Origin of the sequence: Candidatus Liberimonas magnetica, assembly GCA_020523885.1 — a bacterium.
Lineage (GTDB): Bacteria > Elusimicrobiota > Endomicrobiia > Endomicrobiales > JAFGIL01 > Liberimonas > Liberimonas magnetica.
Genome location: JAJAPY010000006.1, coordinates 1 through 15,987, shown reverse-complemented (window position 1 = coordinate 15,987; position 15,987 = coordinate 1). Strand labels below are relative to the sequence as shown.

The following is a 15,987-nucleotide window of genomic DNA, read 5'->3' as shown; positions in this document are numbered from 1 at the left end:
GGAGGAAAAATGGCTAATGAGAAAATTTTGGTGGTGGACGACGAGGAAAATATTCGCGGGGCCCTGGAAGAGTATTTAAAATCCCAGGGGTATAACGTCCAGGCCGCCTGCGACGGGTACACAGCGATATCCATGTTTGAAAAAAATGAGTATGACCTTGTGTTCCTGGACATAAGGATGCCGGGTATTGACGGGATTGAAACCCTGGGCGAGATGAAGAAAAGAAAACCAAAAAGCAAGGTAGTAATCGTAAGCGGAGTCCCGGATGAAGTGGCGTTTGAAAGGGCGGCTTCTATAGTTGACGGGACTATAGAAGGTTTTATTGCAAAGCCGTTCAAACCGTCCGATATCCGCAAATGCCTCGATAAGGTCCTGGCGGGCGAAAAAATGCCTGTATTTGCGCTGACTTCCGGCCAGGAAAATGCGCTTATAAAAATAGGTGCCAGCGGCGCAGAAAATGCATCAAGGGCTTTAGCCCGGGTACTAGGGAAACAGGTTTCAATCGGTATCGGAAAGGTTAAAAGTTACAGCCTTAATAAAATCCTGACCCAGCAAAAAACCGAAGAAACGATTATCGGAGGCATCGCCCAGGTAGAAGGGAACATAAAGGGAAAACTTCTTACCCTGCTTTCGTGGGAAAGCGGTTTAGGCATCATTAAACTTAAAACAGGAGCAGAAAGCTCGGATTTCAATGCACCCGGGATTGTGATAATAAAAAGCGTCGCTATGGTGTTAGCAACATCATACCTGATAGAGGTAGCCAAAGCACTGGCTGTAACTGCTTCTACATCTTTGCCGGCACTCTTCTTCGACACCGAAAAAGCTGTCCTGGAACTCGCCATGAAAGATTTTATTGACGAACATGTTTTTGCCCTGGAGACTGAGCTTACGGTTCAGCAGACAAACATCAAAAGCAGGGTATTGCTGCTGCCGGACATTGATTCGTTAAAAGTTATATTTAAAGCCATGAGTGTCCTGCAATAAAGAGGAGCCCTGCCTGCCCAAGCCGGCGGCTTTCTTGATAAGGCTGGTTATAATAAAATGACTGAAAATATAAGTAGATTGTTGTTTAAAAACTTGACATTTATCAGGATTTTTGCTATATCCATTATAACCTGATCCAAGGAGATTAGGTTTAACAAAAAAAATATTTTTTCATCATGAGAATACTTCTAGTTGAGGACGAAAAAAGCGTAGCTTCATTCATAAAAAGAGGGCTGAAAGCGGCAGATTATACCGTAGATATCGCTGAAGACGGCGATAAGGGGTATTTATTTGCTGTTGATAATGAATATGATTTAATATTATTGGATGTAGGGCTGCCAAAAATAGGTGGTTATGATTTGTGTAAAAAGATCAGGGAAAAAGAAGTTACTGCGCCTATAATAATGCTCAGCGGCAGCTATACAGGGTGCGAAGATATAGTTAAAGGGCTGGATACAGGCGCAGATGATTATTTAATTAAACCGTTCAATTTTAAAGAGCTTTTAGCACGGACAAGGGCGAATATAAGAAGAAAGTACAATACTAATAATCCCACCGCTTTAAAAGTAATGGACCTGTCTATTGACCTGGTTGCTCACAAAGTCAGCCGTGCGGGAAAAGAGATAAATCTTACCTCAAAGGAATTTTCTCTGCTGGAATATTTAATGATGAACTGCAACAAGGTGGTTACAAGGGCTATGATCCTGGAACATGTCTGGGAACATGATTTTGATTCGTTTTCTAATATTGTAGATGTATTGATAAACCGTATCCGGGAAAAAGTTGATTCCGGTTATAAATATAAACTGATTCATACTATACGCGATAAAGGGTATATTATAAAAGATTCTAAATATAAGTCTGTCTAAAAGCAGCTTAAAGCCTTCCGTAAATCCTGCCAAACCGCAATCCTCAAAAATTACAAAAATGTAATATTATTTTAATCTTGCCGTAATGTTGAATTGCTATAATTACGGTACAGCTCAAAATAGTTCCCGCTTTTTTTACCCGGTCAAGATACTATAATAAAATAACCGGCGAAGGTGTTGGCATAAAAGTTGCTTGTAGTTCTGGCGGCAGCGCCAGGACAAAGGTTTAAAATTATGCCCGGAATAAGAGTCAATACATCTCAAGAAGTAAAAACAAGGGTTGTCAGTACCATAATGGGCAGGATACAGCTGACCGATTTTTTGACCCTGCCGGAAAACGAATTCCGCAGATTAGTAAACGAAGTAGAAAACGACCCTGTCTTTAAAAAACTTGCCTACCCGGACAAAAGCGAAGAAAAAATAATTTCATATAAACGCTACCTTAAAACAGGCGCAGCTTCGAAATATTATGAGCTTTCCTCCGAAACCTCCCAGGACGTAGCCAGCCCCGATGTTGAAAGTGTAATCGATAAAAATAAAGGCATAGTAAAAATAGTGCGCAAAATAGGGCTCGAAAAATTCAAAAATAATTTTATTTACAATGAAAACGACCTGGGTGTTGACGACATAAGTAAAGAGTGCGGCATTTCAGCGGATGAAGCAAGGCAGATAATGGCCCTGGTGAATGAAATTTCGGTTATCGGCGAGTTTCACCTTACCCCTAAAACTGACCCGGAACAAACCCTGCGGTACTGGAAGGTCGCCGATGTTGAGCGGGAGAAGAGCGGGTTCATCATAAAATCCACAAATTTAAGTTTCGCCCGGGGAAAATATTCGATAAACTATAAAAAACTCTTAGAGCTCAGGGAAAAAGGCATCTTAGATGAAAAAGAGATAAATAGGGTAAACAGGCTTATTTCCAAGCTTGAATTGATAAATACGCGAAAAAATATCGTTTATAAAGTAATACAGCTCCTTTTAAAAGAGCAGAAAGATTTCTTTGTTTCAGGCAATGAAAAGGCTTTGCGTTCGTTCAACCAAAGGGAAGCGGCCCGGGAGCTCCAGATGACTCCGGGCGTTCTTTCGCGGGCTATTAGCGCTAAAAGCATCTCTCTGCCGTGCGGAAAAGAAGTCCCTTTAAAGGAGTTCTTTCCCAGCAAGAAAGACAAAAATAAAGAGATAGTAAAAAGTATTATTGCGGAAAGCGACGGCAGAGCCGTGCAATATAAATACATTTCAGATAACGTTATAAAAGAAATATTAAACCAAAGGTACGGGATAAACCTTTCAAGAAGATCTATCTGCCAGTACAGAAGCGAAATGTAGCAACAACTTAATGTAAAATGGAAATTTGCGATAGTTTATCAGTATAAAGGACAGAATGGCTGCTTCCTGCAAACATGGGATATTAATCATCGATGAAGATGTTCCCTATAGGGAATTTCTTGCCGGCGGGTTGTCCGATGTGAGCTATAATGCCGAGTGTAGGGGATCATACGAGGACGCCTTGCCTTTAATTAGAAGCAAAAAGATTTTGGTTGTCCTCCTTGCACGGAACCATAATTCCATAAATACCTTGGAAATCCTTAAATGGATAAAAATGGAGCGCCCGGCTGTCAATGTAATAATACTTTACCAGAGGTCTGATGTCAAAACAGCGTTTAATGCCATCAGGCTCGGAGCTTTTGATTTCCTGGCTAAATCCCAGAATATAGAAGAGTTCATACCCGTTATAGATTCAGCTTACCGTAAAGCCAAAAAAGACAATAATACCGATAGCAGCCGTAAAGAACACGGTTTCCGCCCGGAATTTATATCTCCTATCCTGGGAGATACAGATGAAATAAAATCAATGATGCAGCTTATAAAGAAAATAGCGCCTACGGATTCTACCGTGCTTATAACGGGCGAAACCGGAACCGGCAAAGAACTAGTAAGCCGGACAATTCACATGAATTCTGTCCGTGCCGGCTGCCCGCTTGTAGCTATTAACTGCGGCGCCATACCCGACACACTCTTGGAATCCGAAATATTCGGGCACGAGAAGGGTTCGTTTACCGACGCGGTTTGTTTTAAAAGGGGGCTTTTGGAAGAAGCGGCCGGGGGCACCATATTCCTTGATGAAATAGCGGACATAAGCCCGGCTGTACAGGTAAAACTTTTGCGGGTACTTGAAACAGGAAGGTTCAGGCGACTTGGAGCCAATAAAGAAATAGAAGCGAACGCAAGGGTTATAGCTGCTGCAAACAAAAACCTTTACGATGAAGTAAAAGCCGGCAGGTTCAGGGCTGACCTTTATTACCGTTTAGCTATAGTAAATATACAGGTACCTCCTTTAAGAGAACGGAAAAATGATATCCCTCTGTTTATAGATTATTTTTTAAAGGATTTGTCGGAAAAGATATTAACACAATTAAATTGTAAGAAAAAAGGCAATACAAAAAAGATTTCAGACGGTGCAATGAAGTTCCTTATGGAATACGAATGGCCCGGGAATATACGCGAGCTTAAGAACATAATCGAAAGGCTTATAGTTTTATCGGACGACGATACGATAAGCTGCAGTGACCTTATTCAGGTCATGCCCGGGATATATACGAGCGAACAAATAGTTAAAGAGCTGAATAAGGAAACCACGCCTACGCTGCAATCTATAGAAAAGGAACATATAAAGAACGTCCTGAATATTACAGGCTGGGACCTGGGCAAAGCCTCAGAATTGCTGGGAGTCACTCCTCATGCCCTTTATGAAAAGATTAAAGGACACAACCTAATTAACGAAGAGAGCAGAGATAAGAACAACCCAGCATAAGAAACTCCAAATCCCGACAGAACAAATCCCAAATCCAAACAGAATAAATCCCAAATCACAACAGAACAAATCCCAAAGAGCGACACTGTTTTTTGGTCATTGGGATTTGTTTTGTTGGTCCTTGCCCGTTTTGGCATTAAAGTTGCGTATAAGATAAGCGTATAAAGGGCTCTTAAGAAAGGTAAATTCTGCCCTTTAACGGCAGATAGAGGTACCCTAATATATGAATACAGAAGATGTTAATTTATTACATGCGACATGAAAACCTCCGACTTCTGTCGGAGGATGAGTGCAAAATGATGTAGTCCCTAAAGGGATTCCATCAAACTAAATAAATGAAGTCACAGCAGGCTGCGTTATTAAAGAAGCCTCCGTCTTCAGCCGGAGGAGCATCACTAATTTGGTTTTTATCCCGCCGTGTCCATGGCAGGATCTTGGGGTGAATGTAAGCGATGGCGGGATCCCTCAAGGCTGGAGAAGGGGCCCACAACAAGGACTGGAGCCGGGTGGTACTGACACGCTGGGTATTATGATAGAGCGAGGTAAAAATATGGCCGAACAGGGAAAAGTGTGCATTTTTGCAGGTAAATTTGCAGGAGACGTTGTGAGAAAAACATCCGGTATTACAGAAAAACTCAGCGGGTTGTGTAAAGGTACAGAAAAGGTTTTATCCAGGGCGTACGAAAAAATCGGAGTCAGTACGACTACCGCCTGCCGGAAACTGGGGAACCTCTGTAAAGTTGTAAAAAACAGCGGCGGGCTTGCCCATTGGGAAGAAAAAGAAAAGGAAGCTTTGTTGAAGCTTGGGACAGAAGTCTGGAAGTCTCATGAAGAAAAAACATTAAAGCCTTTATTTGAAAACAGCAGTATTAAACCTATAGTTAAGGAAATCAATAACTGCGAGCAGGAGATACAGGAAGGCAGGGAAGAAATTGAAGAACAGAAAAAAAGAATGGATGAACTGGCTGTTTTCAACCATGCAAGATCTAACCTGGGCAGCAAAAACCCGAGAGTAAGAAAAGTGGCGCTCCGGGTGCTCGGAAAACTCGGAAAGAAAGAAGCTATTCCTTATATAAGCAGGCTGACGAACGATCCTGACAGTGAAGTCCGCCAGAAAGCCATAGAAGTTTTACATGAGTTAATTGACCTGTCTATAAAAAAGGACCCTATTTCAAAAATAAAAGCAAAAGAGATGATGAAAATGATGGATGATGCAAAGGATTCTATGAGAAAAGAAAAATATGACAGGCAGGATTCCACGGAAAATAAGAAAGGCGAGATACAAGAAGAAGGATCCAAAAGGAAGACGAGAAATAAACGCCCGGACGATAATGAAGAATAAATATATGACAAATAAATGCAAAATTAGCAATGCAAAATTAACATTTAAAAATGAAAGTCCAAATCAATGAAAAATCAAATATGATGTATGGTTTTGAAGTTCATTCTGCAATGCTAATTGCTAATTTTTCACTTTGCATTGAATTAGTTAAAAAGGGCTAAGAGATGAAGAACAAACATAAATTTAACTTTCCGGCAATATTCGCACTCCTGTCGATAGCGCTGCTTGTTTTACTTTCCGCGGGGTTTGTGTTTTCAGAAAAAAACGAGGAATATACGGTCATCCTGGAATGCAAAAAGATCCTGGAAGCCAAAAAACTGAACAGGTCAATTTTAAGAACAGAACAGGATATGCAAGTATTGTATAAACAGCTGGGAGAAGAGGTCTATGAGATGATACAAAATGCACCGCAGGGAGCCGTCGGGGCTATGAACGGGAAAATAGAAGGCAGGCTAGCCAGGATATCCGCTTGCAACAATACGCTAAGAGAAATGAAATCAAGGCTTGCACAACTCCCGCGGAGCATGAGCGAGAAGGCGGCATTTTACCAGGCTACGGCAAACCTGTCAAACAAGGATATTAATATAAAGGCAGAAGCGGTCAGGTTCCTTGGAGAGACCTCAAATAAAGAAGCATTGCCGTACCTTGCCCAGCTGGCCAAAGACCCTGACGTGGGAAATTTCGCGGCCGAAGCAATAATGAATATAGTTTCAGTAAATTATAAACCGCAGGCTGCGCCTCAACAATGCGCTGGCAGCGCCAGGCAGGACCAAAGGGCAGCGGTGCATGTTAATAAGCCTGTGGACACTGTGGACAGACGCAGCACTTCAGGAAAACCCTCTGTTAGTGATGAGTCAGATACTCCGGCTCCCGGACAAACGCGGGAAGAAGAAGTTAGGAGTGAGAGCAATTGAAAGCCGGGGAAACACAAATTGCTAATTGCTGATTTTACATTTTAAATTTAGTTTTTGTTCAGGGTAAAAATGATCAAAGGGACAACTGTTACTTTTAGCGTAATAATGATTGCTATATTCTGTTTTCAAAACCTGACAAAGGTTCCATTGAAAATAATTTTTGGAAGCCCGGTTCATTTAAAGTTAACGTATATTATTGCCGTTTCTTTTCTGGCCGGTTTTCTATCAAGCCTGATTTTATGGGCACTGATAAAGGATAACAATAAGAATGAATTCTAAATATAAAAATGTATACGGAGGTGAGTCCAAATGAACGATTATGTAAGCGGACAGGCAGAAGCCAGAAGAAGGCCCAGGGAAGAAAACCCGAATGATTTTATCCGTGAAATTGACGACTCTAAAACGCCAGGCGATGAGTACAGGCCAAAAAAACGGCCGGCAAAGGCAAAGCCTGTTTATGAAGACGATATGGATTTTGAAGATGAGGCCGGCCCGCAAGAGGAAGAAAGCCCTGCGTCAATAAACATCAATGCGGCGTATTTTACAAAAATATTATGGATTAAACTGAGGAATTTTATCGTCAAAATCCTCGATTCGTTCGGTAGTTTTTTCTATATAGCAAAAGAAGACGAAGCACAGATATTCTTTGACCAGGGCAAAGCCTTCCAGAAGAAAGGCTCTTTGGACCAGGCAATAAATTCCTTTAAAAAGACTATTAAAAACCAGCCTTCTAACCACGAAGCTTTCAGGCGGCTTGGGGAATGTTACCTCAAAACAAAAAAGTATCTGGAAGCTAAAGATATATTTAAGAGTGTCATCAAGATGAACGGTACCGACCCCTTGAACTATTTTTGGCTCGGCAAGATCCATTTTCATCTCGGTGAAAATAAAGATGCCGTAGAGTATTACCAGAAAGCAGCTGAAATAGCTCCAGACGTATCAGAATTCAGCTACCGGCTGGCGATAGCCTACGACAGCCAAGGGATGGGGAAAGAGGCAATCGGCGCTTTTAACAGGGCGATCACCATTGACCCTGAAAACGGCAAGTACTACTACCGTTTAGGTTTTAGTTACGATTCGCAGGGCGACCACCAGAAGGCAGTTGAATGTTTTAAGAAGGCTCTGGCTTTGGAAGAAGGATAGATATTTAAGGAACGAGTGACGAGAGATGAAGGAAGAAAGATGAGAGACGAGGGATGAATGAAGAAGGATGAAGGACGATAGATGATGGACGAAAACCACATTAAGATGTTGCCTCCTTCGCCCCAGCGAATCCCGTCTTGGCGGGATGAGCGGTCTTCCATCGTCTTTCTAGGACTTGAGGTTAAGTTATGGCAACGCAGGTTGCGGACGTAATCAGGAAAATTTACCAGGAACAGCTCACGGCACCGAGGTACACAGCCAGGAAATGGGAAAATGTGTGCACTATACTCGGTGTTTTTCTTGCAGCCCTGTTTCTTGCAGGTGCTGTCTACTACTGGAATAATTTTATCGTAGAATATACCCTCATAAACGAAGATGTAGCCCAAATCAAGAAAGAAATGGACAGAAGAAAAAATTTGATACCCAATTTGATCAGCTCGGTAAAAAACTACTCTATTTATGAAGGGAAGGTTTTCAAACATACTTCAGATGTAAGAAGCGGCCTAAGTGCGGCAAAAAACCTTCAGGGCGAACTGGAAAGGTTTTCAAAAAGAGGCGATTTTAACCAGATATTTTCAAAATTTATGGCGATAGTCGAGCAGTACCCGGACCTTAAAGCTGAAACCACGTATCAGGATTTGATGACTAACCTTACTAATTGCGAGGACAGGATAGCTGCGGGATGGGAAAAGTTCAATACAGATGCGAACAAGTACAATACAACAGTCACAAAGTTCCCTGCTGTGATGTATGCGATATTGTTCAGGTTTAAAAAGTTCCCGCTGTATAACGGCGATGAGACTGACAAAAAATCACTGCCAATAGTGGATGAATTTGGCGTTTGAAATAAACCAGGATTAAGTTGTAAGGATTAAGAATCAGGAACATCAGCGTTACTAATTAAACCAAAGCCTTTATAACTTAATCCTTAATTCTTATCACTTAATTCTAATAATAATATGCAAAACAAAAAATTCAAAGAATTCTGTAACACCAACAATTGGCAGCTTTGGCTTATCGTCATCGCAGTAATGATAGTATTTGTCACTTTTTGGGCGGTGAAAGGCAGCATGCCGTTTGCCGTGAAAAAAGGATATTTTTCGAGACAAGGATCTCCTCAAGTTATGAATAACATGCAGGAACGGTACAGGGCGCAGTCCTGCCAGCCTTATGATCCCAGCAGTTCTGGAGGTGATTTTTCTTCCACCAGGCTTGTTGCTCAAAGAAATCCAGGTATGATAAATGCTGCAGCAGGCATGAGCCAGATGCAGGCCGACCTCAACAGGGTGTCTGAATCTATAAGGCCTATGGTCGTGAGCATATCAGCAAGGTCAAAGCGGAATGCAGGAAGGGTCATAGCAAACAATAACGGAGTAAGATTCGTAGACCCGTTCCAGAATGTAGCGGGCAATGAGTCTATCGGGTCGGGTGTTATAGTAAGCGGGGAAGGGTTTATACTCACCAACTGGCACGTTGTTTCAAACGCGCAGGATGTCTATGTATCGCTGCAAGGCCAGGCCGGCAAGCCTTACCTCGCACAGGTAGTTAATCAGGATACGTCGATTGATATGGCCATACTTAAGATAAATCCGACCCAGGCTTTACCCGTGCCTGTTCTCGGGAACTCAGATGTGGTCCGCATAGGCGACTGGGTAATTGCAGTAGGCAGCGCTTTCGGGTTTCAGCAGAGTATTACCTCAGGCATAATCTCCGCTAAACGCCAGCAGATAAACATAGACGGCAGGATATATTCGGATATGCTCCAAACAGACGCACCCATAAACCGCGGCAACTCAGGCGGGCCTCTTGTCAATATGAACGGGGAGATTATAGGAATTAATACAGCTATTTATGCACCGACCGGCGTGTTTTCAGGTATAGGTTTTGCAGTGCCTATTAACCAGGTAAAGAATTTTATTAGCCAGAGTATTTCTGCAGCAAGAGGCGTGGCCTGGTCACAGGGGACACAAACCTGGGCAAGAGGTGTTCAGAATGCAGCATTTTTTTCAAACAATACAAGGCGCTGGGCAAACGGTTTGGGTAGAAAAGATTTGTTAAATCCGCCGTTCGCCGGGCAAAACTGGAACTCAGCCCAGGTTTTTGGCCAGCAGCCGTTCAACGGCCAGCAGCCGTTCAACGGCCAGCAGGCAGCGCCTGGCCAGCAGCCAATGCTTGGGCAAGGCCAGGGTTTCGGCCAAATACAAGGTTTTCAAGGCCAGGGGGGGGTCGGCCAAGGCGGGATAGGCATGGCTTTAGCCCCTTATTCCCCTTGTCCGTATTGTAACGGAATGCTAGATTCGATGGGCGGATGTTCGATTCCAGGCTGTCCGCTATTCAGCCCAAACAGCCAGGCTATGAGCCAGCCGTTCAACGGCCAGCAGCCGGGTTATTTCCCTATAGCTTTAAATGCCAATAATAACCAAAATGCCCAAACTAACGGGAATACCCAGAATCAAATAATTCCGCCAAACCAGGGCCTTTTTGGTTTCAGCCCTCTGACAAACAGTTGGGCGAACGGTGTTGCGGACGCAGCCTGGACACCTCAAGGCGCCGGACAAACCAACTCAGCAGGTGCACCATGTCCGTACTGCGACGGTACATTAGACGCAGCCGGCAGATGCCCTGTTCAAGGCTGCCCGATTTATTCACCGCAATACGGCCAGCCTGTAGCTTTTGGCCTTGGCGGACAGCAAGTGCAGCAGCCTCAGCCGTGCCCGTACTGCGACGGTACCTTAGACGCAGCCGGCAGATGCCCAGTTCCGGGATGTCCTTTGTATTCACAGTACTACGGACAACCAGCAGCTTTACAGGCTCAACAGCAAGGGGGTCAGCCGTGCCCGTACTGCGACGGTACATTAGATGCAGCCGGCAGATGCCCAGTTCCGGGATGCCCGCTATATTCGCCTCAGTACGGCCAGACAGGTTATCAGCAGGTAGTTTTTAATACGAACACCAATCAAAATACTCAAGCCAGCCAGGTCCCTCAGCAGAACCAGGGTTTTTTTAGTTTTAGCCCGCTTACAAACAACTGGGCAAACGATATGGCAGACGCAGCCTTTAACCCTCAAGGTGCCCCCGGCGGTACATGTCCTTACTGCGGCGAAATATTAGACGCAGCCGGCAGATGCCCGGATGGAGGTTGTCCGCTATTTTCACCTCAGTATGGCCAGCAAGTTAACTATGCTGGACAAAACTATCAGGCACAGTTGATACCTGTTGCGGGTGTTGCTGGAGCCAGGGCTGGCGGTGCTAAACGCTCAGTGTTTTTAGGTACACTTCTTGCTCCTGTACCTGCTGTTTACTCAGCCCAGTTCGGCTTGCCGGGACAGGGCGGGCTTATGGTAAATGATGTTGTTATGGGTTCCCCGGCACAAAAAGCAGGTGTGCAAAAGGGGGATATTGTCATATCCTGCAATGCTGATAGTGTGCAATCACTAAACGAAATAGAAAGTATTTTAAATAAATGCAAGTCCGGTGACAAGATAAGGCTGGTAGTTATCAGGGGTAAAGTGAGGATAGTATTTTACCCCGTTTTAGGAAGAAATGATCAGCAGGCCCGCCTCAACGCCGGGCAAGCAAAGGCCCCTGTTGCTCTGGCAGCTATGAACAAATTCCCTGTTACAGACCCGAACACCTTGGGGCTTGAAGTGGTTACCATAAGCCCGGAACTGTACAAGATTTATTCAATTCCGCCAAACACAACTGAGGGTGTGATAGTAGGTGCAGTTTACCCTGGAAGAGAAGCCGCTAAAGCCGGGTTTCAAAGAGGGGACCTGATAGTCAGTGTGAACAGGACCCCTGTAAAAAACACAAGTGAATTTAACAGGGCATTGAAAGACCCTGCCGCAGCAAAAGGTTATCTGTTTGATGTCCGAAGAAACGGCTACAAGTTTTTCGTTACGATGAATGCCGCTTCGCGGATCATGCAACGTGCTTATTCTTTAGCTTAGAAACAAATAAATGCAAATTGCAAATTGAAAGACACACAAGTAGTCCAAATTTGCATTTTGCAATTTGCACTTTTCAATTTTCAATAAGGGAGGTAGTCATGGGTGTAATTATAGCAGGAGTAGTTATGTTGATTTTAGGGTTTTGGGGAATGTTTGCGTACTGGTGGTCGTTTGTTGAAGCTATAAGAGGCATAGGGCCGCTGTTGCTGATACTTTTCGGGCTTATAGTCATCGGGGCCCAGATTAGGAATGCGAGCAGACAAAGTGAAAAGGAGGCATAAATATATAGCGTTTAGCGTGTAGCGTAGAGCGTATAGGAAAGTCAAAGTCTTTTACTATCCGCTATCCGCTGAACGCTCTACGCTGTCAGTATGAGTCCTCAGCGGATGTATACTCAAGGCGAAGCTGTGTCTTTAGCCGGGAAAATCTTAGCAGGTTTTGTAGAGCTGCTCGGCAGAGGGTTTTTCTTTGTAGCAAAATTATTTTCTCATGTAATAAGGTTCGGATTTACTTTGGCAGGAGTAGGTATAGACGGTTACTACTATCTTTCAAGTATTGACTCGCGGCAAATAAAACCGGGCGTAAGAATAAAAATAGAAGAGGCGATAATGCTGGCTTCCAAAGAAAGCGGGAATGACTGGGGATGGATAGATGAATTGATCGTTCCCATCAAACAGGACCTGGCAGCCAATAATATCTCATTCATAAACAGGACAGCTGATATTAACGAGTTAATTATGAAAGATTACCAGGTAATAACCATGGCAAGGATATTAAGAAAAATAACAATTGAAACCATAACTAAACGCTCTCGGACTCCGGAGTTTAACTGGTTTAAAGCAAAAGACACGAAAACAAGCGAAAATGAAGAAAAGGGGAACTCTAACCTCGAAGATCTTGTTGACATAATCAGAAGAAGGTTCTTTAAAACCATGATCGGTTTCAGGAGCCTGGTATTAAAATGCCCTGATGACCCTGTAACAAAAACCGAGCTTCTCGTAGCGTACAGCGTGTCAGCATTAAAATATCATAAGACAGGCAATAATAAATACAAAAAACAAATGATAGAAATGGGGAACCTGCTTGAAGAAATTAACAGGAATAAAAAAGATGCGGTTCCTGCAGCAGGTGTTCAAGCGGCAGCAGAAAGAACGGATTTTATTAATTGACGAGAGAAGAAGGATGAAAGATGAGAGACGTGGGACGAGAGGTGAAGGACGAAAACAGCAGTGAAGGTGTTTCGTCCTTCATCCCAGCGAATCCCGCCTTGGCGGGATGAGCGGTCGTCCATCTTACTTCGTACAAAACGCCCTTCGTTCAAGGTGAGCTAATATGATTAGACTATCTTTGTTCTTAATTGCGGCTGTTTTAACTGTGTTTTTTGCGGTATTAAACCCGCATCCTGTGGTGATAAGTTTCTTTCCTGACGACACGCTGCTGGTTCCTTTAAGGGCTGTCGTCCTGTGCGCTCTGCTGGCCGGTTTTATGTTCGGTTTCATTTTATTTGGGATAGAGATAGCCGGGTTGTATCTCAAGATACATAAATTGAAAAAGAAGATCGGCCTGCCTGAAAAGAAACCTGAAGTGGTTGCTGCACCAGCAACGTCACTGCCGGCCGTGCCAACTGAGCCGGTTGTTTCAGCCCTTACTCCAACGATTGCCGAAAGCCTGGGGACGAAGGAAGAAGGACAAGAAACGAAAGATGAAGGAAGAAATACGAAACACGAAAAATATGAAAAACGAACGACAAAATACGAAGGACTAGAGACGAAGAGCGAAAAAACCATCAAAGGCGTTTCATCCTTCTTCCCGGAAAACGCAGTGAGCGGCCGTCCATCGTCCTTCGTTAATCCAGCAAAGGAGCAGGAACCTCTTGAGAGCATAAAGATTGGTGAAGACGGGGATATTGAAGAGTTGTTGAGCGAAAAGGATAAAATACGAAATGCCATAAAGTGGCTTGAAGAAGGGGATAAGCTGTTTATGGATGATGAAGAAGACAATATTCCAAATGACAAGTTAGAGAAAGTTAAGAATATGATCGGCACAGAACAATAGGAGGAGAAGAAAATGGCATACAAAGATGAAAGTATTTTAGAAGAAGAGAAGAAATTCGGCGTTCTGGAAGGTTTTGAAGTCGCTGCTACTACGGCAGCGGGTATAGGAGCCGGGCTTGTCGTTGCTGCGGTGAGTGTGGCTGCCCTGGCATCTGCCGAACTTGTTTTGCCGGCTTTGCTCTGCCTGAAGGCATCGGGTGTCCTGGGCGGCGGTGCGGGTTTTATCTTTGGCGTTAGAATGACAAAAAAAAGAAAGAGTAAGTAGTACGAAGGACGAGAGACGAAGGAAGAAGGATGAGAGACGAAAGATGTGGGATGAAAAGGCATTAAAGCCGTTACGTCCTTCGTCCCAGCGAATTCCGCCAAAGCTGAATGAGCGGACATCCTTCGTTTTATACTACAAAGTGAGTTTAATGTGATTGTCCTTGAGCTGGTTAATCTTCTTCTCTTTGGTTTTGCTGTCGGTATTATGGGTACCTATGTAGGTGTGGGAGGAGGATTCCTGCATGTTCCCACGCTGCTTTATTTCTACAGCGTTTCTCCGCAACAGGCTATAGGCACATCTTTAGTAGTGGTTTTTTTCAACGCGTTGTCCGGTTCAATAAACTATGCAAAGCAAAAAAGAATTGATTATGCTTCCGGGTTTAAATTCGCCTTAGCTATAATTCCCGGAGCTATAATCGGAGTCTATTTAACGAAGTTTGTAAACTTAAAAATATTCAGTGTTATCTTTGGTGTGTTCCTTGTCACTATTGCGCTTTTTACAATAGCAAAGCCGGTAATGGACATTTTTCGAAGTAGAAAAAATAAAAAAAACCAAAACCAAAACCAAAACCAAAACCAAAACCAAAACCAAAACCAAAACCAAAACCAAAACCAAAACCAAAACCAAAACCAAAACCAAAACCAAAACCAAAACCAAAACCAAAACCAAAACCAAAACCAAAACCTAACCTTCTTAAGGGTAAAGGAAGTTGAATCTAAATCAATACCCAGAAAAACCGTATCTAAAATAACAGATGCATTCGGAAAAACTTATGTTTATTCGTATAATTCAATGTGGGCAATCCTCTATTCGGTTATTGTGGGCTTTTGTTCAAGTTTTCTGGGTGTTGGCGGGGGTATATTTCATGTACCTGTTCTCATTGATTTTTTTGGTTTCCCTGTCCATATCGCCACAGCTACTTCACATTTTGTCTTAGCTATTTCTGCTTTGATCGGTTCAATATTTCATTATATGTCAGGCAATGTTTTAATTTTGCCGGCTGCCGCAATGAGTTTCGGAACGATTTTCGGAGCTCAAATCGGAGCAAACCTTGCAAAACGTTCCAGTTCCGCTGTAATACTCTGGTGTCTTGGTATAGTAGTTTTTGCCGTGGGTTTAGAGATGATAGAATTCAGCCCTTATGATGCGGGTAGGAACAGGGCGGCAAGTGCTATATTGTTTAACTCATCAGGCCAGCAGAATGATATAACAAATGTTGCATTTCAAACTGGCGCACCTGTGACGGGTATGCCCGGCACAGGTGTGCCTGCACAGGTACGCCCACCGCAGTACGCCCACCGCAGGTGCACCTAATACCATAACAAGGGCCAGCCCTAGAACAAATATAAATGGTGCCCCTCAAACAATGGCCCCGAACATCTCAGGCGCACCCAATACCATAACAAGAGCAAGCCCGAGAATGCATTCGTCTCTTCCTAACACAAACCCTAACGCCGTGACAGTGCCGCATCCGCCTGCAGTAGATACAACAACGAAAGCAAGCCCAAAACTGCTTCCAGGCGAAAAACTTATGGGTGTTGACGTGATAAATGTTGACCCCATAATAGCAGACCAGTACGGGCTGCCGCTTTCTCAAGGATGCCTTGTCAACGGCGTTCAACCCGGCTCAAGTGCTGACCTGGGCGGGTTAAAA

At 43.6% G+C, this 15,987-nt stretch carries 15 protein-coding genes; all 15 read left to right on the top strand.

All coding sequences use genetic code 11. The annotated features are described in order from the left end of the window. Positions 1 to 9 precede the first annotated feature (9 nt). On the top strand, positions 10 to 984 hold the full coding sequence (locus LHV68_06040; protein MCB4791431.1) for a response regulator: 975 nt from the start codon (positions 10 to 12) through the stop codon (positions 982 to 984). Between the two features lie 176 nt (positions 985 to 1,160). Next, the gene (locus LHV68_06035; protein ID MCB4791430.1) at positions 1,161 to 1,853 is read left to right on the top strand and encodes a response regulator transcription factor; all 693 of its coding nucleotides are present in this window, start codon (positions 1,161 to 1,163) and stop codon (positions 1,851 to 1,853) included. Positions 1,854 to 2,087: 234 nt separating this feature from the next. Continuing rightward, positions 2,088 to 3,179, top strand: coding sequence for a hypothetical protein (locus LHV68_06030; protein MCB4791429.1), 1,092 nt, complete (start codon positions 2,088 to 2,090; stop codon positions 3,177 to 3,179). Positions 3,180 to 3,234: 55 nt separating this feature from the next. After that, positions 3,235 to 4,665 carry a sigma-54 dependent transcriptional regulator gene (locus LHV68_06025; protein MCB4791428.1) on the top strand — a complete coding sequence of 477 codons (1,431 nt, stop codon included), beginning with the start codon at positions 3,235 to 3,237 and terminating at the stop codon, positions 4,663 to 4,665. Positions 4,666 to 5,104: 439 nt separating this feature from the next. Next, on the top strand, positions 5,105 to 6,007 hold the full coding sequence (locus LHV68_06020) for a HEAT repeat domain-containing protein (protein MCB4791427.1): 903 nt from the start codon (positions 5,105 to 5,107) through the stop codon (positions 6,005 to 6,007). Positions 6,008 to 6,171: 164 nt separating this feature from the next. After that, a complete protein-coding gene (locus LHV68_06015; protein MCB4791426.1) occupies positions 6,172 to 6,921 on the top strand; it encodes a HEAT repeat domain-containing protein in 750 nt (249 codons plus the stop codon). Positions 6,922 to 7,230: 309 nt separating this feature from the next. Continuing rightward, complete coding sequence (locus tag LHV68_06010; protein ID MCB4791425.1) at positions 7,231 to 8,064, top strand: tetratricopeptide repeat protein; 834 nt, start codon at positions 7,231 to 7,233, stop codon at positions 8,062 to 8,064. Positions 8,065 to 8,252: 188 nt separating this feature from the next. Next, complete coding sequence (locus LHV68_06005; protein ID MCB4791424.1) at positions 8,253 to 8,909, top strand: LemA family protein; 657 nt, start codon at positions 8,253 to 8,255, stop codon at positions 8,907 to 8,909. Between the two features lie 279 nt (positions 8,910 to 9,188). Continuing rightward, positions 9,189 to 12,014, top strand: a complete 2,826-nt coding sequence (locus LHV68_06000) for a trypsin-like peptidase domain-containing protein (protein MCB4791423.1) — start codon at positions 9,189 to 9,191, stop codon at positions 12,012 to 12,014. A gap of 98 nt (positions 12,015 to 12,112) precedes the next feature. Then, on the top strand, positions 12,113 to 12,295 hold the full coding sequence (locus LHV68_05995) for a hypothetical protein (GenBank protein MCB4791422.1): 183 nt from the start codon (positions 12,113 to 12,115) through the stop codon (positions 12,293 to 12,295). A 105-nt stretch (positions 12,296 to 12,400) separates the two neighbouring features. Continuing rightward, the gene (locus LHV68_05990; GenBank protein MCB4791421.1) at positions 12,401 to 13,183 is read left to right on the top strand and encodes a hypothetical protein; all 783 of its coding nucleotides are present in this window, start codon (positions 12,401 to 12,403) and stop codon (positions 13,181 to 13,183) included. Between the two features lie 163 nt (positions 13,184 to 13,346). After that, positions 13,347 to 14,069: a hypothetical protein gene (locus LHV68_05985; protein ID MCB4791420.1), complete on the top strand. Its 723-nt coding sequence runs from the start codon at positions 13,347 to 13,349 to the stop codon at positions 14,067 to 14,069. A gap of 12 nt (positions 14,070 to 14,081) precedes the next feature. Beyond that, positions 14,082 to 14,333 carry a hypothetical protein gene (locus tag LHV68_05980; protein MCB4791419.1) on the top strand — a complete coding sequence of 84 codons (252 nt, stop codon included), beginning with the start codon at positions 14,082 to 14,084 and terminating at the stop codon, positions 14,331 to 14,333. Between the two features lie 150 nt (positions 14,334 to 14,483). Then, positions 14,484 to 15,647, top strand: coding sequence for a sulfite exporter TauE/SafE family protein (locus tag LHV68_05975; GenBank protein MCB4791418.1), 1,164 nt, complete (start codon positions 14,484 to 14,486; stop codon positions 15,645 to 15,647). Positions 15,648 to 15,699: 52 nt separating this feature from the next. Further along, a partial coding sequence (locus tag LHV68_05970) for a hypothetical protein (protein ID MCB4791417.1) occupies positions 15,700 to 15,987 on the top strand: 288 nt, incomplete at its 3' end.